The 20,970-nt window shown below is 64.6% G+C and carries 20 protein-coding genes; 9 read left to right on the plus strand and 11 right to left on the minus strand.

What is annotated here, in order from left to right:
• Window positions 1–14 precede the first annotated feature (14 nt).
• Window positions 15–791: a TIM barrel protein gene (locus HWX53_RS08905; RefSeq protein ID WP_175940388.1), complete on the minus strand. Its 777-nt coding sequence runs from the start codon at window positions 789–791 to the stop codon at window positions 15–17.
• Window positions 792–890: 99 nt separating this feature from the next.
• Window positions 891–1,781 carry a LysR family transcriptional regulator gene (locus tag HWX53_RS08910; protein WP_175940389.1) on the minus strand — a complete coding sequence of 297 codons (891 nt, stop codon included), beginning with the start codon at window positions 1,779–1,781 and terminating at the stop codon, window positions 891–893.
• A gap of 115 nt (window positions 1,782–1,896) precedes the next feature.
• Here HWX53_RS08910 and HWX53_RS08915 point away from each other — a divergent pair, with 115 nt between their 5' ends.
• Both HWX53_RS08915 and HWX53_RS08920 read left to right on the plus strand, forming a co-directional pair.
• Window positions 1,897–2,961 (plus strand): YeiH family protein, encoded by a 1,065-nt coding sequence (locus HWX53_RS08915; RefSeq protein ID WP_175940390.1) that lies wholly within the window; start codon window positions 1,897–1,899, stop codon window positions 2,959–2,961.
• Between the two features lie 300 nt (window positions 2,962–3,261).
• Window positions 3,262–3,516 (plus strand): hypothetical protein, encoded by a 255-nt coding sequence (locus HWX53_RS08920; RefSeq protein WP_175940391.1) that lies wholly within the window; start codon window positions 3,262–3,264, stop codon window positions 3,514–3,516.
• 216 nt (window positions 3,517–3,732) lie between these two features.
• Here the strand turns inward: HWX53_RS08920 and HWX53_RS08925 are convergent, their stop codons facing one another.
• Window positions 3,733–4,971: a cystathionine gamma-synthase family protein gene (locus HWX53_RS08925; protein ID WP_175940392.1), complete on the minus strand. Its 1,239-nt coding sequence runs from the start codon at window positions 4,969–4,971 to the stop codon at window positions 3,733–3,735.
• 221 nt (window positions 4,972–5,192) lie between these two features.
• On the opposite strand from HWX53_RS08925, the gene HWX53_RS08930 reads away from it, so the two are divergent.
• From HWX53_RS08930 to HWX53_RS08950, 5 genes are all read left to right on the plus strand, one after another.
• The gene (locus HWX53_RS08930; protein WP_175940393.1) at window positions 5,193–5,930 is read left to right on the plus strand and encodes a glutathione S-transferase; all 738 of its coding nucleotides are present in this window, start codon (window positions 5,193–5,195) and stop codon (window positions 5,928–5,930) included.
• 142 nt (window positions 5,931–6,072) lie between these two features.
• A complete protein-coding gene (locus HWX53_RS08935) occupies window positions 6,073–6,774 on the plus strand; it encodes an aldo/keto reductase (RefSeq protein WP_279612487.1) in 702 nt (233 codons plus the stop codon).
• A 148-nt stretch (window positions 6,775–6,922) separates the two neighbouring features.
• Window positions 6,923–8,659 carry a ClcB-like voltage-gated chloride channel protein gene (locus tag HWX53_RS08940; protein WP_175940394.1) on the plus strand — a complete coding sequence of 579 codons (1,737 nt, stop codon included), beginning with the start codon at window positions 6,923–6,925 and terminating at the stop codon, window positions 8,657–8,659.
• A 228-nt stretch (window positions 8,660–8,887) separates the two neighbouring features.
• Window positions 8,888–9,148 carry a hypothetical protein gene (locus HWX53_RS08945; protein WP_175940395.1) on the plus strand — a complete coding sequence of 87 codons (261 nt, stop codon included), beginning with the start codon at window positions 8,888–8,890 and terminating at the stop codon, window positions 9,146–9,148.
• A gap of 32 nt (window positions 9,149–9,180) precedes the next feature.
• A complete protein-coding gene (locus HWX53_RS08950) occupies window positions 9,181–9,426 on the plus strand; it encodes a DUF2795 domain-containing protein (RefSeq protein ID WP_175940396.1) in 246 nt (81 codons plus the stop codon).
• Between the two features lie 524 nt (window positions 9,427–9,950).
• On the opposite strand, the gene HWX53_RS08955 is transcribed toward HWX53_RS08950, so the two are convergent.
• Entirely contained in the window at window positions 9,951–12,338 is a 2,388-nt protein-coding gene (locus HWX53_RS08955; protein ID WP_175940397.1) for an AsmA family protein, read from the minus strand.
• Window positions 12,339–12,452: 114 nt separating this feature from the next.
• Here HWX53_RS08955 and HWX53_RS08960 point away from each other — a divergent pair, with 114 nt between their 5' ends.
• Both HWX53_RS08960 and fetB read left to right on the plus strand, forming a co-directional pair.
• Window positions 12,453–13,151, plus strand: a complete 699-nt coding sequence (locus HWX53_RS08960; RefSeq protein WP_175940398.1) for an ATP-binding cassette domain-containing protein — start codon at window positions 12,453–12,455, stop codon at window positions 13,149–13,151.
• Window positions 13,148–13,963: an iron export ABC transporter permease subunit FetB gene (gene fetB, locus HWX53_RS08965; protein ID WP_175940399.1), complete on the plus strand. Its 816-nt coding sequence runs from the start codon at window positions 13,148–13,150 to the stop codon at window positions 13,961–13,963. The genes HWX53_RS08960 and fetB overlap by 4 nt, the downstream gene beginning before the upstream one ends.
• Here the strand turns inward: fetB and HWX53_RS08970 are convergent, their stop codons facing one another.
• The 7 genes from HWX53_RS08970 to HWX53_RS09000 form a co-directional block, all read right to left on the minus strand.
• Window positions 13,964–14,440, minus strand: coding sequence for a VOC family protein (locus HWX53_RS08970; RefSeq protein WP_175940400.1), 477 nt, complete (start codon window positions 14,438–14,440; stop codon window positions 13,964–13,966).
• A gap of 35 nt (window positions 14,441–14,475) precedes the next feature.
• Window positions 14,476–14,943: a VOC family protein gene (locus tag HWX53_RS08975; protein ID WP_175940401.1), complete on the minus strand. Its 468-nt coding sequence runs from the start codon at window positions 14,941–14,943 to the stop codon at window positions 14,476–14,478.
• Window positions 14,944–15,078: 135 nt separating this feature from the next.
• Window positions 15,079–17,016 (minus strand): response regulator, encoded by a 1,938-nt coding sequence (locus HWX53_RS08980; RefSeq protein WP_175940402.1) that lies wholly within the window; start codon window positions 17,014–17,016, stop codon window positions 15,079–15,081.
• A gap of 74 nt (window positions 17,017–17,090) precedes the next feature.
• Window positions 17,091–17,555 (minus strand): response regulator, encoded by a 465-nt coding sequence (locus HWX53_RS08985; RefSeq protein ID WP_175940403.1) that lies wholly within the window; start codon window positions 17,553–17,555, stop codon window positions 17,091–17,093.
• Window positions 17,548–19,926, minus strand: a complete 2,379-nt coding sequence (locus tag HWX53_RS08990; RefSeq protein WP_175940404.1) for an ATP-binding protein — start codon at window positions 19,924–19,926, stop codon at window positions 17,548–17,550. The genes HWX53_RS08985 and HWX53_RS08990 overlap by 8 nt, the downstream gene beginning before the upstream one ends.
• Window positions 19,923–20,540 carry a biliverdin-producing heme oxygenase gene (locus HWX53_RS08995; protein ID WP_175940405.1) on the minus strand — a complete coding sequence of 206 codons (618 nt, stop codon included), beginning with the start codon at window positions 20,538–20,540 and terminating at the stop codon, window positions 19,923–19,925. Before HWX53_RS08995 ends, HWX53_RS08990 begins: the two co-directional genes overlap by 4 nt.
• Before the next feature lie 207 nt (window positions 20,541–20,747).
• Entirely contained in the window at window positions 20,748–20,969 is a 222-nt protein-coding gene (locus HWX53_RS09000) for a hypothetical protein (protein WP_244140021.1), read from the minus strand.
• Window position 20,970: the final 1 nt, after the last annotated feature.

The raw sequence follows: 20,970 nt of genomic DNA on the forward strand, positions 1-20,970 counted from the left end.
GTACAGAATTCAAATCAGAACGCCGCGATGCGCGCCACCTGAGTCGCTGCGTCGGCTTCGTCGCGGAACGGAAATTCGATCCCGCGTGGCGCATCGGACGGCAAATGCGCGAGAAGCGCGGCGAACTGCGTGTCGTCGTGGGCCGGGGCCACGGCGAAGCGCCGCGCGCCCTCGCCTTGCGTCGCCTTGCAGTGTATATAGCCGACGTATCGCCCGAGCCGCCTGGCAGCGTCGAGCGGATCGACGTCGGCCCAGCGCCAGTTGCCGGTATCGAAGGTCATTGCAAGATTGCTCTCGGCCGGCAGCGCGGCGAATAGCATTTCGAATGCATCCGGCAAACCGCCCGCCCGCAATTGGCCGTTCTCGACCAACACCCGGGCCGGAGAGCCGTCGATGGCGCGTGTGAGCGCCTCCAGCGTCGCGGAATCCGTCGCCACGCCGCGCTCGTCGCCGCCTAGTTGCAGCTTGACGATGCGCGCACCCAATGCCCGCGCTTCATCGATTGCGAGCGCAAGCGCTTCATGGTCGAGCGAGCCGTCAGCAGAAAATAGCGTGGCAGGCGTCGAATGCACGGCCCATAAACCAGCGGCCCGAATGCACTCACCGAGCCGCGTGAGTGCGTCCAGGCTGGTGTCTTCGCACAGTTCCCGACGTACCTCGAAACCGTCCGCGCCCGAGAGCGACGCCTTCTCCGCCCACGCGGCATGACCGTCGCGGCGGATCGCATCCACGCCGAACGCGCTCGCGACGATCACGATTTCGGTTCTCGCGCTGCTGCTCGACTGTCTCATGGAACCGGTTCCAATATGGCATTCAAAAAAGACGCCGAAGCGCCTGACTGAGTTCGGATACTGCGCCCTGACCAGGCGCTCGCGCCATAGTGGAATTCCCTAGCCGATCGCGGCGCGGTCTTCGCAAATCTCGACAAAACGCGCGGCGGCGCGCGACGGTGCGGCTGCATGTGGCACCAGAAGCGAGAAACGCCGCATGAGCGGCTCGGGCGCGATATGCAGACGCCGTAGCGCATCGTCCTCGTGACGGATGGACATCGCGGAGACGAAGCCGATGCCCATGCCCGCTCGCACCGCTTCCTTCACGCCCTCCACGCCTGCGATCTCGAGCGCGACGCGCATCTCCACCCCAGCTTCGGCGAACGCCCGCTCGACGATCTGGCGCACGCCCGAACCGCGCTCGCGCAATACCAGCGAATGCTCGCCGATTACTTCGAGCGTCGCGCCGGCACGGCCATCGGCAAGCGGATGCCCGGCGCGCACGATGGCCACGATTTCGTCGTCGAGCCAAGGGGTCACGCCCGCCGTTGGCGGCAGCCCAAGACCGGCCGGTCCCTCGATGATCGCGACATCGAGCGAGCCGAGCGCCGCGACGATTTCCGCCGTGTTCCCGTCGATGGTCGTGACGACGACGTCCGGGTAGCGTTTGCGAAACGCCGCGATCAGGTATGGCAGCAGATAACTCGCGGGCGTCGTGCTCGCGCCGATGCGCAACGTGCCGCTTTCCAGCCCGCGCATCGCGTCGCGCAGCGCGTGCGCTTGCTGGTACGCCTCCCGCAAGCGCGTCGCGTAGCCGAGCAGCCCTTCGCCAGCAGGCGTGAGTCGGATGCCGCGTCCGTCGCGCTGATACAGCGGTTCACCGAATTCTTCATTCAATAAACGGAGTTGGCCCGACACGGCGGGCTGCGAAAGATGCAATGCGACCGCCGCCCGGCTGATATTGCCGTGCTCCGCTACGGTGGCGAACGTTATCAACTGGTCGGGGGTCACGGCGCAGAAGTATCAGCGAAACGGATATGTTGCATTCTAAATCACGATTTCTCATATGCATATATCCGAACTAGGATAGCGACATCGCTCAAATGCTCATCGAAGGACGCCGCATATGTCCACCGCCCCCGCCTCGCTTGCCTCCGGTTCGTCCACCCGTGGTCAACTCAACGGCATCCTGTTCGTCGCGCTGTTCGCCGCCGCAGTCACGCGGCTATCCGCGCTTCCTGCCATCGCCGGGCTCGGGATCAGCCCGCTGATCGTCGGCATCGTGGCAGGCGCGCTGTACGGCAATGCGCTCAAGGACGGCATGCCGCAGAGTTGGGCCGCCGGCGTCAACTTCTCGGCGCGCAAGCTCCTGCGCATCGCGGTGGCATTCTTTGGACTGCGCGTAAGTCTTCAGGAGATCGCGCAAGTCGGCCTGCCGGGCTTCGCCGTATCGGCGCTCGTGGTCGTGAGCACGCTCATTATCGGCACGTGGGTCGGCATGAAGCTCATGAAGCTCGACCGCGATACGGCGCTGCTCACTGCGGCCGGCAGCGCGATCTGCGGCGCGGCCGCCGTGCTCGCGTTTGAGTCGACGCTGCAATCCAAGCCGCACAAGAGCGCGATGGCGGTCGGAAGCGTCGTGCTGTTCGGCACGCTCTCGATGTTCCTCTATCCGATCGCGATGCACGCAGGATGGCTGCATCTCGATACGCTCGGCGCTGGGCTATTCTTCGGCGGCACGATCCACGAAGTCGCGCAGGTCGTCGGCGCGGCGAGCAACGTGAGCCCGGAGGCGACGCACATCGCGACGATCGTCAAGATGACGCGCGTCATGTTGCTGGTGCCGGTGCTGCTCGTGGTCGGCGTATGGATCAACCGGACGCGCGGCGATGCGGCAACGCGAGCCAACAATGCAAAAGGCAAGCTCGCGGTGCCATGGTTCGCGCTCGGATTCCTCGCGCTCGTCGTCGTGAATTCGCTTCATATCCTGCCGGAAAGCGCCACGAGCACGCTCAACACGCTCGACACCTTCGCTCTCACGATGGCAATGACCGCGCTCGGTATGGAGACGCGCATCGCGCAGATTCGTGAAGCCGGCCCGCGCGCGATCGCAACCGGCGCGATCCTCTACGTGTGGCTGGTGGGCGGCGGGCTGGCGATCACGTACGGCGTCGAACGCCTCTTCGGTTGATCTGCTCGTAAGTGTGCGAATGCGGCGTCCAATGTACTGAGACGCCCTTGCTTTTGAGCGACGAAGCTCGTGCAATGCGCCGGAGTGCTAACTTCCTTTTGCTTTCACCAATGCAGACCCGACTTATCTCGTAATCCGCGGTTACTAAAAGGAGATTCTGCGAAGTCAGCAGCATGTGCTTCAGTAACGTTGTACGCCTCAGCGAATATCTGCACAGCAGCGCGATTCGCCGTCAACGACACGAAGAGACCGTCTCTTACCGTGTCGTCTGCTGCTCAACAACGTAACTGAGAAAGACATATGAAACGCTCGATCATCACTGCTGCTGCCCTCGCATTTGCCGCTACCACTGCGATGGCTGCTGGCGGTGCAGTCAATCACGACATCGAAGGCGCGCACCAGCTCGTCGATCAGGGATACCGGCACATCGAGGCCGCGCGATCGGCCGGTCACGGTCAGTTCGGCGGTCACGCAGAGAAGGCCAAGCAGTTGTTGAAGCAGGCTCAGGCCGAGCTCGACCAGGCTGCGGGCTACTACGCAGAGCACCATCGCTAAGCCGCTCGCTTCGGCTCGGTTGCTTGTCGAGTGACCGAGCCTCCCGGACGTTTCGGCTCCACTTGCGCGTCGCCAGTTCCAAACTCGGGTCAACGCTTGCCCATTGCAAAAGCTACCATACGAGCAGGCAATCCATTTTTAGTTAGATTACCTAACGAAATCAGAAAGACCGCCCGAAGGCAGTCCCTCTACAAATCGATCGCTCGCCCGAAAAAATCAAGCAAGCCGAAGCGCCTGCTCGAAATCCGCGATCAGATCGTCGCTCTCTTCGATGCCCGCCGACAGCCGGATCATGCCGTCGGAAATGCCCATCGCCTTGCGCGTCTGCGCGCCCGCTTCGAAGAAGATCGTCGGCGCGACGGGAATGATGAGCGTGCGCGTATCGCCCAGACCCGTAGCCTTCACAGGCAGTTGCAGTGCGTTGACGACGTCGATCATCTTGTCCGGATTGCGCAACTCGAACGAAAGCAGCCACGAGCCGCTTTTGAACAAAGACTTCGCGATGCCATATTGCGGATGACTCTGCAGCCCCGGATAGAAGACGCGCCCGATGGCCTCGTGCCCTTCCAGAAAGCGCGCAAGGGCAAGCGCGTTGTCGCTGCACTTCGCGACGCGTAGCGCGAGCGTCTCGGCGCCGAGCGCGATCTGATGCGCCTGCTCGGACGACAGCGAGGCGCCCATGTCCCGCAGCCCCTTCTTGCGGATCTGCAACAGCCCTTGCTCCTTCGGACCGGCACGTCGGTAATCGTCGGCGATGTTCGGATACTGGCTCCAGTCGAAGAGCCCCGTGTCCGTGACCGCACCGCCGAGCGCCGCGCCATGGCCCGCGATGGTCTTCGTCAGCGAGTTGACGACGAGGCTCGCGCCGACGTGCTTCGGCTTGAAAAGCGCGGGCGACGTGATCGTGTTATCGACGACATAAGCCAGCCCGCGCTCGCGGCAAAGTTCGCCGATACCCGCGAGGTCCGGCACCTGCGTGCCCGGATTCGCGATGGTTTCGACGAAGACCATGCGTGTCTTCGGCGTGATGGCCTCGGCGACATGTTCCGTCTTGCCGGCATCGACGGTCGTCACCTCAATACCGAGCGTGCGAAGCGTATTGAAGAGACTGTTCGTGTTGCCGAACACGTAACGGCTCGCAACGAGATGATCGCCGGCGCGCAACAGCGTCAGGAACACCGCCGTGATCGCGGCCATGCCGGTGCTGAAGCAGATCGAGCCGACGCCTTCTTCCAGCATCGTGAGCTTGCGTTCCAGCGCCGCGGTCGTCGGCGTGCCCTGACGCGCGTAGTTATAGCCGCCCTTCTTTGTGCCCTGGAACACACCGATCAGGTCTTCGACGCGCTCGAACCCGTACTGCACCGATGTATGTATCGGCTGGCGCAGGCCGCCATGTTCGACGCCCGCGTTGCGATCGCCGTGAACGATGCTCGTGGTGAAGCCTTGCTTGTCCATCCCTTCTCCGCTTGCTTGTCGATGTATCGCTTGCGTGCTGCATGCGGCGTTATGTAGACCGCATGCAAAAGGCCATTCTACACCGCAGCTTTTCAGCCAATCGCCGCTCCACGCGCGGGTATAGGTGTTGCTGCGGTCACGCTTCACGCCGCGCGCATCGTGCTTCAATAGCAGCAACGACGCGCTTCGCCGCTTGCGGCCGATCGATGAGGAGTTCACGCATGGCTTACGAACTGTATTACTGGGACGGCTTGCAGGGCCGCGGTGAATTCGTGCGGCTTGCGCTGGAAGATGCCGGTGCGGAGTACATCGATGTCGCGCGCGCATCCAAGAAGAGCGGTTATGGCTTGGACGCCATGATGAAGCTGCTGAACAGCAAGACGGAGCCGCATATTCCGTTTGCGCCGCCGTTCCTCAAAGACGGCGAACTCATCGTGCCGCACGTGGCGAACATCCTGCTTTATCTTGGCCCGAAGCTGAACCTTGCGCCAAAGGACGAAGCGTTACGCTACGTTGCGCATGGTTTGCAGTTGACCATCGCGGATTTCGTCGCCGAGGTACACGACACGCATCATCCGCTCGCCACCGATCTGTATTACGAAGACCAGAAAGACGCCGCGAAAATTCGCACGAAGAATTTCATCGAGAAGCGCGTGCCGAAGTTCATCGGCTATTTCGAGCGCGTGCTCAAGCAGAACCCGCACGGCGACACGCAGATGATCGGCGACACGGTCACCTATGTCGATCTGTCTATGTTCCAGATCGTCGAGGGATTGCATTATGCATTCCCCCGCGCGATGAAGACCTTCGCCAGGCTCTATCCACGCGTGTCGGCGCTGCATGACGCCGTGCTCAAACGGCCGAACATCGCGGCGTATGTCGATTCGGAGCGGCGCATTCCGTTCAACGAATCCGGCATTTTCCGGCACTACCCCGAACTCGATCAGGGCGCGCATTGAACTGCGTCCTGGCGTTACCTACCTCAACAAAGGAGCCAGCATGGTCGAAACGATTCCTTCCTTCGGTCTCGGCACGTTTCGCGTCGATGCCGACAAAACCACGCAAGCCGTCAATAGCGCGCTGCAAATCGGCTAACGCCATATCGACACGGCGCAGTTCTACAACAACGAAGCCGCCGTCGGCCGGGGCGTGCGCGAATCGGGCATCGCGCGCGACGACGTCTGGGTGACGACGAAAGTCTGGTGGGATCGCCTCGCGCACGACAAGCTGATCGCGAGCCTGAAGGACAGTCACGCGAAGCTCGATATCGGCACCATCGACCTGGCGCTCGTGCACTGGCCGTCGCCCGATGGCGCGGTGCCCATCGCCGAAACGCTCGCCGCGATGCAGGAAGCGCAGCAGCTCGGCCTGATCCGTCACTACGGCGTGTCGAACTTCACCGCGCCGCTGCTCGAAGAAGCGTTGAATGCGCCGGGCGGGCGCGAGATCGTCACGAACCAGATCGAGGTAAGTCCGTTCCTCGCCAACCGCCCGCTCGTCGAAGCGACGCAGCGGCTCGGCGTCAAGGTCACCGCCTACATGCCGCTCGGTGAAGGCCGCGCGCACAACGACACGACCATCAAGGCGATCGCCGAGAAACACGGCGCCACGCCCGCGCAGGTGACCTTCGCATGGCTGCTGTCGCGCGACATCGTCGTGCTCTCGGCATCGACCAATGCGGAGCACCAGCAAGCCAACTGGGACGCGCAAAAGCTCAAGCTCGATCCCGACGACATCGCCAAAATCGACAAGCTCGACGAAGGCAAGCGCAACGCGAATCCGTCGTTCGCGCCGAAGTGGTAGCCAGCCCGCGCACGATGGAGCCCGGCCCGCGTTCGCGCGCCGGGCTTTTTTGCGCGCGCACGGTCTGCGGGGCCCTCGCGCAATGCTATCCTTGCGGCGCTTTATTCCTTTTGCTTCTAAGCTATCCACGCTTACAGCTAATCGACCCGTGCTCTCGTTCCTGCTCAAGCTGCGCACGCACGCGCAACGACTCTTTCGGCTGTCCGACTCGCACACGATGCTCATCTGGGCGGTGGTCGTCGGCGTGGCGGGCGCGTTTGCGACGACCGTGTTTCGCGGAGGCATCGCGCTCTCGCAGCGGCTTCTGGGCAATCACTCCGAAGGACTCGTCGCGCTGGCGACCATGCTGCCGTGGCCCGCGCGCATCGCGCTGCCGGCCGCCGGCGGACTCGTCGCGGGCTTCTGCCTGATCGCGGCGCGGCGGCATGCGAAGAAGCAGGCCAACGCTGATTACATGGAAGCCGTCACCATCGGCGACGGTGCGGTGCCGGTCTCGCAAACGGTCTGGCGAAGCCTGTCGTCGCTGTTCACCATCACGAGCGGCGGCTCCATCGGCCGTGAAGGATCGATGGTGCAGCTCGCAGCGCTCGCCTCGTCGCTCATCGGCCGATGGGTTCACTTCGATCCGCCGCGCCTGCGTCTGCTCGTCGCGTGCGGCGCGGCGGCGGGCATCACGTCGGCGTATAACGCGCCGATCGCCGGCGCGTTCTTCGTCACCGAGATCGTGCTCGGCTCGATGGCGATGGAGAGCTTCGGACCGATCGTCGTGTCGTCGGTCGTCGCCAATATCACGATGCGCGAGTTCGCGGGCTATCGGCCGCCTTACGAGATGCCGGTGTTCCCGACCATCGCGGGCGTCGAAGTGCTGCTTTTCGTGGTGCTCGGCCTGCTGTGCGGCGCGCTGGCGCCGCATTTTCTGCGGCTGCTCGCGGCGTCGAAACGCCGCTTCGCGCTGCTGCCGCTGCCTTTGCCGGTGCGGCTCGCGCTCGGCGGACTGATCGTCGGCATCATCTCCGTATGGTGGCCGGAAGTCTGGGGCAACGGCTATGAGGTCGTGAACTCGCTGCTGCATCAACCGTGGACCTGGACGGCGCTGCTCACGGTGCTCGTCTTCAAGACCATCGCGACGGCGGCGACCGCGGGCTCCGGCGCGGTCGGCGGTATCTTCACGCCGACGCTCTTCGTGGGCGCGGTGCTCGGCTGTCTCTTCGGGCTCGGCGTGCATGGAATCTGGCCGCATTCGACGTCCGCGCCGTTCGCCTACGCGATGGTCGGCATGGGCGCCTTTCTCGCTGCCGCCACGCACGCGCCGCTCATGGCGATCCTGATGATCTTCGAAATGACGCTCTCGTACCAGGTCGTGCTACCGCTGATGCTCTCGTGCGTCGTCGCGTATTTCATCGCGCGGACGTCGGAGCAGACCTCGATGTACGAAGTCACGCTGCGCCGCACGCGCGAGGAGAAGGAGCGACTGCGCCTCGCCGCGACGCAGATGCGCGAGCTCGTCAAGCCCGCCGATACGGTCGTGCCGCTGACGGCGAACGTGAAGGACATGACGCGCGTGTTCCTCGAGTATCCGGTGAAGTACCTCTATGTGATCGATGAAGCCGGTCGCTTTCGCGGCGTCGTCGCGCTGAAGGACATCACGTCCGATCTGCTCGACGCCCACGACACGGCGACGAAGACCGCCGCCGATTATCTCCAGCCGCAATTCGACGTGCTAACGCCCGACATGTCGCTCGGCGAGGCGCTACAGCACTTCCTCGCGTTTCAGGGCGAACGGCTGCCGGTGATCGAGCGCAAGTCCGCGCCGCTCCTGCTCGGCGTCGTGTACAAGACCTCGCTTCTGGACGCATACTTCCGTCTGAACCCGACCACGCGCTGAAACTGCGCGGCCGTGCAATTTCGTGGCTCGCCGCTTCGGAAGAATGCGCGTCCGAGGCGTGCGTGCGCAAGTTCACGCATCACTCGAACTATGGTCGCGCGACGCCCGCTCGGCGCGCCCGTGCGCATCCTGGCGCGACGCTAACGGTGCGCCAAACGCACGCGTGAGGAAATTCGGCATAGGCTTTGCTTGTTGCTCTTGGCTGCTTACGTGAGGAGGGGTTGCCCGATGAAGACCTCAACGTTGTTGTCGATGGCGCTGGTCTCGGTGTCGTGCTACGCCGCGCCGCTGCATACCAGTTCGACGGATTCGGCGGTCGCGTCGGCGACCCGCGCTGCGCTGCGCGTCAACGCCGGGCCGGTGTCGCCGCCCGCGCCGGAAGTGAGCGCGCAGGACCTCGATCACGCGCACTGGCGTCAAGTGCCGCTACCAAAGTCGCGCGCCCCGAGGCACGGCATGGCGAGCCAGCCGATTCAAGTGCTGACCTGAACGCTCATCCATTCATAACAACGGATTCGACGATGACCGACAAGCCCGCAGAAAACCACTTCCTGAACGACGAGCCGATCGACGATGAGATCGCGCAGACGCTGCGCATGGTGCAGTTTCCCGCGAACAAGGACGCGCTAGTCGAAGCGGCGCGGCAGGCGGGCGCGAGCAACGATGTGATCAACGTGTTCGACGGCCTTCCGGAGCAGGATTACGCGGATGCGGATTCGGTCGAGCAGTTGCTGGGGAGTAATGGCGGGCCGGGGATCGCTGGTTGAAGAGCAAAGGGCGGACGAACGTCGCTTCGCACGCGTACCTGCAAGCGCGAGTTCCGCTCGCGCCGCACCGAACGCCTATCGGCAGCATGATCGGCGCGATCTCGCTGCAAGCCCTCCTCCGAATGACGATGACGAGCCAGCGCGGCGTCTATCCACATAGACCGTGCATCACCCTGTTGATAACCTGCCTAGAACTGCGTTAAGTCGTTGACGCCGAAGCGAAACCCACGCGCGCGTCGGAATGCGTCACGCTTCGGCTGAACGTTGCTGGCGGCGGGCTATTCGTACGCGTGGTGTTTTCGTGCTTCGGCCTCGTCGGCCTGACCGGCGGGGTCGCGCACATGCAGATGTGAATCTTCGTTGTCGTGTTGCCCGGGGCTTCTTTATCGTCCGCGAAGAAGCGAGCGTCGTCGCGCTCCATCCAACGGAAGGTCAACGTGGTGTCAACGGCGAACGCCGACTCCAACATCGCCGCAGCCGCATCGTCACGCAACAGACGCGCGGGCCACGGCGTCGCAGATGACTCAACTCCCCCGATACTGCCCCGCACTCGCGGCCCCCGGCACCGCCGGCTTCTTCGGCGCCTTCTTGTCGGCGGCACCCGCGCCCGCGCCGGCGGCGGCTGCGCCCGACGACATATACGCCGGCGCAGCCTTCGCCTTCTGCTTCTGCCCGGCGGGCGGCGCGGTCGGCGGCTTCTGAATGTCCGCGAGCATCTGCCCGCACGGCAGCGGCTTGTTGTTGCTTGGCGCGATGAGCGGAATCAGCGCCGCAAACGGATTGATCAGCCCGAGCCCGACCGCCGCGCCTCCGCGCACCGCCAGCGCCCCGACGTTCACGCCGACTTTGGGCTCCTTGAACGTACCCTTCACGTACAACGGCGAGCGCAGCGAGAAAATCCGGAAGCCCTTGGTGTGCGGATGAATGCCCAGATCCATGTCCTCGGTCTTCAGGTTGATGGTGCCATCTACGTTGATCACCGCATCGTCGGTATCGAGCGCGAAGACGCGCGAATCCAGCACGCCGTTCGTCACCACGAAGTCCGCCGCCGCGCAATTGATGTTCACGTCCCGGTTGCCAAAGAGCTTCTCGTAGACCACGTTCGCCACGTTCAGGCCCGCCGCTTCCATGTAGAGCCGGCTCACGGTGCCCTCCGTGATGAGCGCCTTCACTTCGCCGTTCGAACTCGCGGCAAGCGCCGCAGGCGAATTGCCGGTCGCGGACAGCGCGGCGTCGCCGTTCACTTCGCCGAGCGCGGATTGCATCGTCTTGTTGGTCGGAAACAGCTGCTTCAGTTTCAGATGCCGCGCCTCCGCCGACACCTTGCCCTTCAGCGGCGCGTCGCTGCCATCGAGATGAATATTGGATGCAAACGTGCCGCCTGCGACGCCGAACTTGAGCGGCTCGAGCGAGAGCACGCCGTCCTTCATCACCACATGCGTGTAGAGATCCGTGATCGGCAGCTTCGGGTCCTTGATGATGCGCTGACCGGTGAACTTCACGTCGGCGTCGATGGCCTTCCAGCGGTCCGTTTTGAATTCCTCGGTCGGCAGCGCCTTGGCGGACGGCTGTTTCTTCGCGTCGCCGCGCTTCTCCTTGCTGGCGTTGGAGTCCGCGCCGATGATCGGCGCAAGATCCGAGAACTGCAGCAGGTGCGATACGAGTTCGCCTTGCAGGAGCGGCCGCGGCTTCCTGGCGGCATAGACGAGCGAACCGTTGATATCGCTGCCGCCCACGCGCCCGGTGAAGTTCTCGTAGTGGAAGACGTTGCCTTCTTCCCTGAACTGACCGGTCAGGCGTCCTTCCGTTGCGAAAGGCGGCGTCTCCGGCAGCGTGACGCCGGTGAACGTGTACAAATGCGCCATGCTGACCGCCTGCACCCAGAGCCGCAGATCGACCGCGGCAAGATGCGCGGGATCGGTCACGGTGCCGACGAATGCAATATGCGTATCGCCGAGCCGCACATCGGCCTGAACGGGGAACGGGCGCTGCGCGTCCTGCACCGCGAGGACGCCGCCGAGCTTGCCTTCGCCCGAGACCTTGCCGTTGTTGTACGTGCCCTTCGCGGTCCAGCCGAACGCATACGGCGGAATCGGCGGCTTGGGCGCGTCCTTGGTCGTGATGCTCTTGTTCGCGGATGTGCTCGCCGGATTCGGCGCCGATGCATTCGCCGCTGCCGCTGCCGACGCCGCCGATGCAGCCGACGCTTCCGATGCCGCCGCCGCATCCGCCTGCTTGCTGAGCTTGGCCGCCCCGCCCTTGCCGACCATCTCCGCCGACGATTTCGTCGATGCCGCTTCCTGCTGCTTCATCACTTCGCCGATGGGCACCGCCTGGCCGAGCGTATCGACGACAATGTCCATCTGCGTCTTGGTCACTTCGTCATGGACGCCGATCGTGCCTTTGGCGAGCGAAATGTCGCCGAGCTTCAGATTCCATGTCGAAGGCTCGCTCGACTGCTTGAACTTAAACGTCCAGTTGTTGCGATTGTCCTTCAGCCGTTCGATGTCGATCGCCGGATTCACGAGATTGATGTTCGGAATCACGATGTCATGCGCGAGCAGCGGCAGCACGGCGACCTGGAAGTCGATTTCATCGAGCGTCGCGAAGTGCTGCTGGCGCGCCCAGTCCGGGTTCGCGATGGTGATTTTCTCGGCGGAAAAGCGGGGCCACGGGACCCACCGCTTCCAGCCGGTTTCGTTCGGCGGACGGCGCCAGCCGACCTTCAGGTCGCCCGTGATTTGAAACTGACGGCCGATCGCCTGCGACACCTTGTCGTCGATCCAGGGCCGCAGCCGGTTCCAGTCGAAGGTCAGGAACACGATCACCAGCACGGCGATCAGGACCGCGAGAATGGCGAAGAACCATGCTGCGATCTTTCCGATTTTTCCGGCGGTTCGGGCTTGCGCCATGACCTCTCCATCCGTTTTTTCTGATTCACTTCGCGCCAGCATGAGATGTGCCCGGTTCATGTCCACGAGCCCGCGTAAGATGACGGCCACAACACATTCCCCACGAATTCGCAGATGACCAACGAGAGACCGCTCGTGGCGGCAAAAGGCGTCGCGCGCCACGATGCGCTGCGCGGCACCGTACTGCTGCATCCCACCGATTTCACGCTGCGCGCGGGCGAACGCGTCGCCATCACCGGGCCGTCGGGGTCGGGAAAGAGCGTGTTCCTGCGCACGCTCGCACTGCTCGATCCCTTCGATGCGGGCGTCGTCACGTGGCGCGGCGAGCGCATCGAACGCGCGGGCATTCCGGCGTATCGGCGGCGCGTGGCCTATATCGCGCAGCGGCCCGCCATGCTCGACGGCACGGTAGAGGACAACTTGCGCTATCCGTACACGCTGAAGACCTATCGCGATGCGCAATTCGATCGCGACGCCGCCGCGCGCCTCGCGCGCGAAGCAGGACGCAGCGCCGACTTCCTCGACAAGCTCGCAAGCGAGTTGTCGGGCGGCGAAGCGCAAATCGCGGCGTTCGTGCGCGTGCTGCAACTCGCGCCCGATGTGCTTCTGCTCGACGAGCCGACCGCCTCGCTCGATCCCGCGTCCGTGCGCGCGATCGAAGCGCTCGTTGGCGCGTGGTTCGACGGGGGCCAAGGAATGCAAGCGCGCGCCTGCATCTGGGTATCGCATGATCCGGAGCAGGCTCGCCGCGTCGCCACGCGCCATCTTGCGATGTCGGCGGGCACGCTCACCGAAACTGCGGAGGCCGCGTGAACGGTTACCAGAATCTGAGCCTCGTCGATATCGGGCTCGCGGCGGCGCTCATCGTCGTGAACGGGGCGCTTTCTGTCGCGCTCGACCTCGGGCTGGAGCGGCGGCTCCTGATCGCGGCGGTGCGCACCGTCGTGCAATTGCTCTTTATCGGCTACGTGCTCGGCTGGGTGTTCGCGTTCAGCCGCTGGTATGTCGTGCTGCCGCTCATGGTGCTGATGACGGTGATCGCGGGGCTCGCGGCGTCCGATCGCGGGCGGCGCACGTATGCCGGTCAGCGCGCGGACAGCATCGTGTCGATCTGGGGCAGTTCATGGCTCATCGGCGCGTTCGGGCTTTTCGTCGTGATCCGCATTCATCCGTGGTACGAGCCGCAATACACGATTCCGATTCTCGGCATGGTGCTCGGCAATACGCTGACGGGCGTGTCGCTCGGCATCGAACGCATGACGGAAGAACTGACCGCCGGACGCGGCGCGGTCGAGATGTCGCTCGCGCTCGGCGCGACGCGCTGGGAAGCGGCCAAAGGTCCCGCGCGCCAGGCAGTGCGCGCGGGCATGATTCCGACGCTCAACCAGATGGCCGTGGTCGGTCTCGTGAGCCTGCCCGGCATGATGACCGGGCAAGTGCTGGCGGGGCAGTCGCCTTTGCAGGCGGTGCGCTATCAGATCGTCATCATGTTCCTGATCGCGGCGGCGTCGGGGCTGGGCGTCGTCGGCGCGGTCGTGATGACGTACCGGCGGCTCTTCTCGCCGGACCACCGCTTCAATGCGTCGAAGCTCGTCGAGCGCAAGGCGAAGAAGCGCCGCGCGTGATCACGCGCCGTGGTAAGCGCGCTCCAGCGCCGCGATGTCCAGCTTGATCATGCCCATCATCGCCTGCATGGTGCGGTTGGCTTTGGCCGGGTCGGGGTCCTGAAGCATGGAGCGCAGGCGCGACGGCGCAATCTGCCACGTCACGCCGAAGCGGTCCGTCACCCAGCCGCACGCCAGCGCCTGGCCGCCATCGAGCAGCTTGTCCCAGTACCGGTCGATCTCGTCCTGGCTCTCGCAGTTCACGAAAAGCGAAATGGCGGGCGTGAACTTGAACTGCGAGCCGCCGTTGATCGCCATGAACTCCTCGCCGTCGAGTTCGAACAGCACGGCAAGGACGCTGCCCGCGGGGCCGGGGCTGGCTTCGGTGTGGCGCATGGTTTCGACGATGCGCGCGTTGTTGAACACGGTGAGGTAGAAGTCGACGGCCTCCTGCGCATTGTCGGCCTCGAACCACAGGCAGGGCGAAATCTTCTGCATGAGCTTTCTCCTTGGGATTCGGATACCGCCTGACGTCATTCGCGGGGCGCGCACTTGCCCTGCTGCATTTCGGCGGGACTCACATCGCGCTTATGCGTGGCGACCGACCACTGATGCCCGAACGGGTCTTCCAGACGCCCGTAGCGGTCGCCCCAGAACATGTCGGCGACGGGCATCGTGACGCGCGCGCCGGCGGCTTCGGCCTGCTTCACCGTGGCGTCGACATCTTCCACGTACAGATGAATGGTGACGGGCGAGCCTTTTAGCGACTTCGCGCCGAGCATGCCGAAGTCCGGGTGCTCGTCGACGAGCATCAGCATGGAATCGCCGATCTTGACCATCGCGTGCATGAGCTTGCCGTCGTCGCCGGGCAGGCGTCCCATCTCGACGGCGCCGAACGCGCGCTTATAGAACTCGATGGCTTCGGCCGCGCCCGCGCAGACGAGGTGCGGCGTGAGCGAGTGCATGCCTTCGGGAATGGCTTTGACGGGACTGTGCGACATGGTGGCTCCGTGATTGAACGTGGTGGACGAGCGGGCTCACCCGCTCTCTGTCCTACGACGTGCAAGCATGCCGCCAATCGACATCGTTCCGTGCAGCCGGCGCAAATTTTTGCAGACGCGCGCGCACCGAAGGCGCTACTGCGAAAGCTGCTCCGCGAGCGAGCGAATCAGCGCTTCGAGCCGCGAGAAGTTGACGGGCTTCGTCAGATGATCGCGAAAGCCTGCCTCGCGGCAGCGCCGGATGTCCTCGTCCATGCCGTATCCCGTGATGGCGACAGAAGGCTTGTCCGGCTGAAGCTCGCGCCATGCGCGGGCGATATCGAGTCCGCTGCCATCCGGCAAGCCGATATCGCTCACGAGCAGATCGAACGGCGCGCTCCTCGCCCGTTCCAACGCCGCCGCGACGGTCGTGGCGACCGCGACATCGTGGCCGAGCATCTCCAGCACTTCCGCCATGGCCGACGACGTCTGCTCGTTGTCTTCGACGAGCAGCACGCGCAACGCCCGGCCCTTCTCGTGGCGCGCGGCTTCGGGCAGCGGCGCGGCTTCGTGCGTGGGCTGCACGCGCGCGAGCGGCAGCGTCAGCGTGAAACGCGCGCCCATGTCGCGGCCGTCGCTATGCGCCGAGAGCGTGCCGCCGTGCTTCTGCGCGAGCGTGCTCGCGATGGCAAGACCGAGGCCCAATCCGCCGAACGAGCGCGTGATGGAATCGTCGGCCTGTTCGAACGCCGAGAAGATGCGCGGCAACGCCTCCGCGCTGATGCCGATGCCGCTGTCGGTCACCGACACCGCAATGGTCCGGTCGTCCGGGTTCCACGTGCGCACTTCGATACGCCCGCCCGCCGGCGTGAACTTGACCGCGTTCTTCATCAGATTCCAGATGATCTGCTGAAGCCGCGCCGCATCGCCGAGCACGACGAAACGCTCCGCCTCGAACCGCGTTTCGAGCGTGAGCTGCTTCGCGCGCAAGTCGGCCTCCGACATGTCGACCGCGCTCGTGAGCAGCGTATCGAGCGCGACGTTCGCGAAGTTCAGGCTCAGCTTGCCGCGCGCGATGCTCGTGAGATCGAGCAGATCGTCGATCAGCCGCGCTTCCAATTCGACGTTGCGGCGAATGAGATCGAGCGTCGGATGTGCGTCGGGCGGCAGCGGATGCTTGATTTCGAGCAGCCGTACAGCCGCGAGAATCGGCGTGAGCGGCGTGCGCAGTTCATGCGAGAGCACCGCCAGGAAATGGTCCTTCGCGCGGTTCGCGGATTCGGCCTGATCCTTCGCGAGCCGCAGCGCGTCGGCGGCCATGTGGGCATCGGTCGCGTCGCGCACGATCTTCGAGAAACCGATCAACTCGTCATGCTCGGTGCGGATCGCGGTCGTCACGCCGGATGCGAAGAACGAGTGCCCGTCCTTGCGCCACAGCCAGCGATCGTCGCTCGCGCTGCCTTCGCGCCGCGCCGTTTCCAGTTCGTTGTCGTACACGCCGGCTTCGCGGTCTTCCTGGCTATAGAAGATGCTCGCGCTCTGCCCGAGCACGTCCTGCGCCGGAAAGCCCAGAATGCGCTCGGAGGCCGCGTTCCACGTGCGGATGCGCCCATCGGGATCGAGCGTGATGACGGCGTAATCCTTCAGCGCGTCGATCAGCAGGCGAAAATGCGTTTCGGTCTCGCGCAGCGCCCGCTCCACCGCGATGCGTTGCTCGCGTTCCGCGCTTTCGCGCATCGCGCGGCGCACCACCGCAGGCAGGCGTTGCAGACGCTGTTTCAGCACGTAATCGGTCGCGCCGCGCTTGAGCATGTCGACGGCGTGTTCTTCGCCGAGCAGACCCGACACGAAGATGAACGGCGTGTCCGGCGTGCGCTCGCTCGCAATGGACAGCGCCTCGATGCCCGAGAACGTCGGCATCACGAAGTCGGCGAGAATCACGTCGAAGCGCTGGCTGTCGAGCGCGGCGTTGAAGCTCGCGGAATCGTAGACGATGGTCGCGTCCACGATGTAGTCGGCGCGTTCGAGCTGGGCGATCGTCAGTTCCGCATCGAGTGCGTTGTCTTCGACGAGAAGCAGATGCAGGGGCTGCATGGTCTAGGCGGCCTCGCTCGAAAGCGGGCGCGCGGGCGCTGAGAAAGTCACGACGGCGAACATGGGCACAACCTTCACTGCCCCGCCGACGGACGACGAAAACGCGTGGAGCCGGGCGGCGGCTCGTTGAGCACGGCCCAGAAGACGCCGAGATCGCTGATGGCCTCGACGAATTCCGCGAATTCCACCGGCTTCACCACATAGGCGTTCACGCCGAGCTCGTAGCTGCGAACGAGGTCCTGCTCCTCGCGGGAGGACGTCAGCATGACGACCGGAATGCTCTTGAGCCCCGCGTTCGACCGCACCATGTCCAGCACTTCGAGGCCGTCGATTTTCGGCAGCTTCAGATCGAGCAGGATGACGGCAGGATTGCCCGGCGCGCGTTCCTTCCACTGGCCCTCGCACGTGAGATAGTCGATGGCTTCCTGACCGTCGCGCGCAACGATCACTTCGTTGGCGAGCTGGCTTTTGTCCAGCGCGACGAGGGTGAGCTCGAGGTCGTTCGGATTGTCTTCGACGAGCAGTATCGGTTTAAGCATGGTCTGGTCTTGATTTTGTCACTGACGTTGCGGATGCGGCCTTCGGCTTGCCGGCCTCCCGGCCCGTCACGCTGTGAAACTCGACCGGCAACGAGAAATAGAATACCGCGCCCTCGCCCAGCCGCCCTTCGGCCCACGTGCGCCCCTCATGCCGCTCGACGATACGCCGCACGTTCGCGAGGCCGATTCCCGTGCCTTCGAACTCCTCCGCGCGATGCAGCCGCTGGAACACGCCGAAGAGCTTGCCTTCGTACTTCATGTCGAACCCGACGCCGTTGTCACGCACACCGATGATGTGCTCGTCGCCACTGCGAGTCGCGAATATCTCGATTTTCGCCGATTCCCGCGTCCGCGTATATTTCACCGCGTTCGAGATCAGATTGCGCACGGCAAGTTGCAGGAAAGCGGCGTCGCCGGTGACGCGCGGCAGCTCGCCGATCACCCATTCGATGTGCCGTCCGACGGTTTCCGAGTCGAACTCGCGCACGACGAGTCGCACCAGTTGCCCGAGGTCGACCGGCGCGGGGCGCAGCGCGGCGCGGCCCATCTGCGAGAACGTCAGAAGATCGTCGACGAGCGTGCCCGCGAAGCGCGCCGATTCCAGCATGTTGTTGAGGAAGCGGCGGCTCTTGTCGGACATGCGCTCGGCTTCCAGCTCGCGCAGCAGGTCTCCGTACCCGGCGATATGGCGCAGCGGCGCGCGCAGGTCGTGCGACACGGAATAGGAGAAGGCTTCGAGTTCCTTGTTCGCGCGGGCGAGTTCCGTCGCCATCTCGGCGCGCTCTTCCGCGCGACGCAGCACGATGTTGAGCAGCGCGCCGCGCAATTCGCTCGCGACTTCGAGCTCGGCCTGGCGCCACGACACCGAATGTCCGCGCACCGTTTCGAGCCAGGGACTGAAGCTCGTGCGGGGCGCGCTCGCGCCGTCCTCGCCGCGAATCTTCACGGGCTCGCCGGCCCATTTGATGGTTTGCATGACCTCCGGCCGGAACCACAGCAGATAGTTCCGGAAAATCTGCGACACCGGCACGGCGAGCACGCCGCACGCCGTGTCCTGATGCGCCTGCCCCGGCGGCCACTGGCGCGCGAGCGAATCCGTCGACCAGACGCCGGACGTGTTCTCCGCGAGCCAGAGCGCGAGCGCGCGCACCGTCTCTTCGTCGGGCGTCTTGCCCATCAGCGTGATCTGGTCGTTCATCACGATGGCCGCGCCTTCGGACCGCGTGAAGCCGAGCAAATCGCGCGGTACGTCTTGCAGCCCGGCGACGAAACTCTCGTGCTCGCTCATCGCGGCGATGAGACGGGCCATCGTGCGGCGCAATTCGGCGAGATATTCGCCCTGCTCGCGCTCCTCCTTCGCCTCGATTTGCAGCGACAGCATGTGCCCGAGATGCTCGACCGCCACGCGCGTGCTGAACGGCACGCGGCGCGCGTCCTGATCGTGGCACGAGATGAGGCCCCAGAGCTGCCCGCGCACGACGATCGACACGGACATCGACGCGTTCGTGCCCATGTTGCGCATGTACTCCAGATGCACCGGCGAGAAGCTGCGCAGCGTGGCGAAGGTGAGATCAACCGGGCGGCCGGTGACCGGGTTGACTGCCGGGACGAGGCGCGCGGGCACGTAGTTCACGTCCGACACGAGGCGGATGCGGTTGCGCAGGTACAAGGCGCGCGCCTGAACCGGAATGTCGGATGCCGGGAAGAACTGATGCAGGAACGACGGATAGCGCGGGTCGCGGTCTTCGGCGAGCACGTGGCTCCGGCCTTCCGCGTCGAAGCTGTAGAGCATCACACGGCCGAAACCGCAAATCGCGCGGACCTCGCGCACGGCCAGCGCCGCGAGTTCCTCGACCGTGGTGGCGTCCTGCAGATCGCGGGCGAACGTGCGCACGAGCGGATACATCGACGAGAACGCCGCTTCGCCGGGCTCGGCGGTCGCTTCCATTTCGACGATCAGCACGCCGTCGTGCCGATGAACCGTGACATCGAGCCGCGCGGGCTTGTCCGTGGCGCCGACGTAGAGCGGCGAGTCCTCCACCTGCATCGTGGATGCGGCGCGCATGACGCGCCGCGCGGCGTCTTCGCCGACGAGCGCGTCGAGCGGCTTGCCGAGCAGCGCCTCGACGCTTTCGCCGGTCAGCGCCGCGATATTCTCGCTCGCTTGCGTGATGCGCGGGCCGGCCTGATCGCCGGCTTCTTCGGCCAGCACGACCAGATAACCGTGCGGTTGAATGCCGCCGGGAATGTGAATCGGCTCGGCGTCGCAGTCCTTGCTCACCACGCCCGAATCGAGCGTGCGGCGGCGCGCTTCTGCGTCTGGCGGACCGGCGACGTGGCTTGCGCTCAAAGGATTCGCTGGGTTGCTCATGCGGCGGCTCCCAAAATCGCTCGCGCGTCGGGCGCATCCACGCACAGCCACGCCTGCAGACTATCGAACGTTCCTATGGCGGCGCTCACTGCGGCGTCGTATCCCGTTTCCGGGACGACCGAGACGGCGGTTTCGCGGAACGCGTTCCACATGCTGCCCGTGCGCGCGCCGTAGCCGTCGAAGTAGGCGTTGCCGACGCCCGGCGCGAGGCCCAGTTGCTCGGCCACGTGCGGCGCGATGAAGCGCCCGCCGAGCGTCGAGCCTTCCATCACATAGAGCGAGCCGAATGCGCTGCCGAGATCGTCGATCGGCGGCAAGCTCCGCGCGTTCGCGATCATGATGGACTCGGCGGCTGCGGGATCGCCACTGAGCGCGACGAGATCGGCGGCAAGCAGCGACGTCTTGCGGCGCTCATCGAAGAACGCGTGCAGCGACGCAGGCAGGCATGCGCCGACCGCGTCTTCCCACGGCGCAACGTAGCCATAGAAACGTTCGAGCAGCGCGATGTATTCGTCGCGCTGCAAGCCGTCCCGCATCAGGTCGAGCGTATGCTCCAGACGGGAATGACACGCAGCGGTTTCTTGCTTCAGGCGGGACAGAAGGTCGTGTCGCATGTTCGGTTGTGTGGCTTGTTGCGCCGGATATGCGGCAAAAGGCAAGCTGACTGGAAGGTCTTACCGGACCGGGAGGCGTTGCGCGTGGCGGCCGGTAAAAAGGGGCTGTCACCTGTTTTTTTCGAGACAGACGACCATTCTACGCAACGCGCCCCTCCATTGTCATGGACATCGGCGCATCGGCCGCGCGTCAGCCCATTTTCCGCTTCACGGTTCGCTGCTTCTGCGGTCCGTATCGACGAGGCCGCGTTCGACGTCCTCATGCGCCTGCTTGCCGACATCGCGCGGAGTTTCCTCATCTTGCGACAGCACGCTCTGATCCGTCTCGTGAGGCAGCGGCGGCTTCGCGCGGTCGTCGCTCGCTGCGTTGGCCTCGTCGTCCCGAGGCGCTTCGGGCGTGCTTTTGGGTTCGTCCTTCGCCTGGTTCATG

This window comes from Caballeronia sp. BCC1704 (assembly GCF_902833455.1).
GTDB lineage: Bacteria > Pseudomonadota > Gammaproteobacteria > Burkholderiales > Burkholderiaceae > Caballeronia.

Coding starts and splice junctions, on each gene's coding strand:
- HWX53_RS08905 (WP_175940388.1), bottom strand. CDS start 791: ATGAGACAGTCGAGCAGCAGCGCGAGAACCGAAATCGTGATCGTCGCG.
- HWX53_RS08915 (WP_175940390.1), top strand. CDS start 1,897: ATGTCCACCGCCCCCGCCTCGCTTGCCTCCGGTTCGTCCACCCGTGGT.
- HWX53_RS08920 (WP_175940391.1), top strand. CDS start 3,262: ATGAAACGCTCGATCATCACTGCTGCTGCCCTCGCATTTGCCGCTACC.
- HWX53_RS08925 (WP_175940392.1), bottom strand. CDS start 4,971: ATGGACAAGCAAGGCTTCACCACGAGCATCGTTCACGGCGATCGCAAC.
- HWX53_RS08930 (WP_175940393.1), top strand. CDS start 5,193: ATGGCTTACGAACTGTATTACTGGGACGGCTTGCAGGGCCGCGGTGAA.
- HWX53_RS08945 (WP_175940395.1), top strand. CDS start 8,888: ATGAAGACCTCAACGTTGTTGTCGATGGCGCTGGTCTCGGTGTCGTGC.
- HWX53_RS08950 (WP_175940396.1), top strand. CDS start 9,181: ATGACCGACAAGCCCGCAGAAAACCACTTCCTGAACGACGAGCCGATC.
- HWX53_RS08955 (WP_175940397.1), bottom strand. CDS start 12,338: ATGGCGCAAGCCCGAACCGCCGGAAAAATCGGAAAGATCGCAGCATGG.
- HWX53_RS08960 (WP_175940398.1), top strand. CDS start 12,453: ATGACCAACGAGAGACCGCTCGTGGCGGCAAAAGGCGTCGCGCGCCAC.
- HWX53_RS08970 (WP_175940400.1), bottom strand. CDS start 14,440: ATGCAGAAGATTTCGCCCTGCCTGTGGTTCGAGGCCGACAATGCGCAG.
- HWX53_RS08975 (WP_175940401.1), bottom strand. CDS start 14,943: ATGTCGCACAGTCCCGTCAAAGCCATTCCCGAAGGCATGCACTCGCTC.
- HWX53_RS08980 (WP_175940402.1), bottom strand. CDS start 17,016: ATGCAGCCCCTGCATCTGCTTCTCGTCGAAGACAACGCACTCGATGCG.
- HWX53_RS08985 (WP_175940403.1), bottom strand. CDS start 17,555: ATGCTTAAACCGATACTGCTCGTCGAAGACAATCCGAACGACCTCGAG.
- HWX53_RS08990 (WP_175940404.1), bottom strand. CDS start 19,926: ATGAGCAACCCAGCGAATCCTTTGAGCGCAAGCCACGTCGCCGGTCCG.
- HWX53_RS08995 (WP_175940405.1), bottom strand. CDS start 20,540: ATGCGACACGACCTTCTGTCCCGCCTGAAGCAAGAAACCGCTGCGTGT.
- HWX53_RS09000 (WP_244140021.1), bottom strand. CDS start 20,969: ATGAACCAGGCGAAGGACGAACCCAAAAGCACGCCCGAAGCGCCTCGG.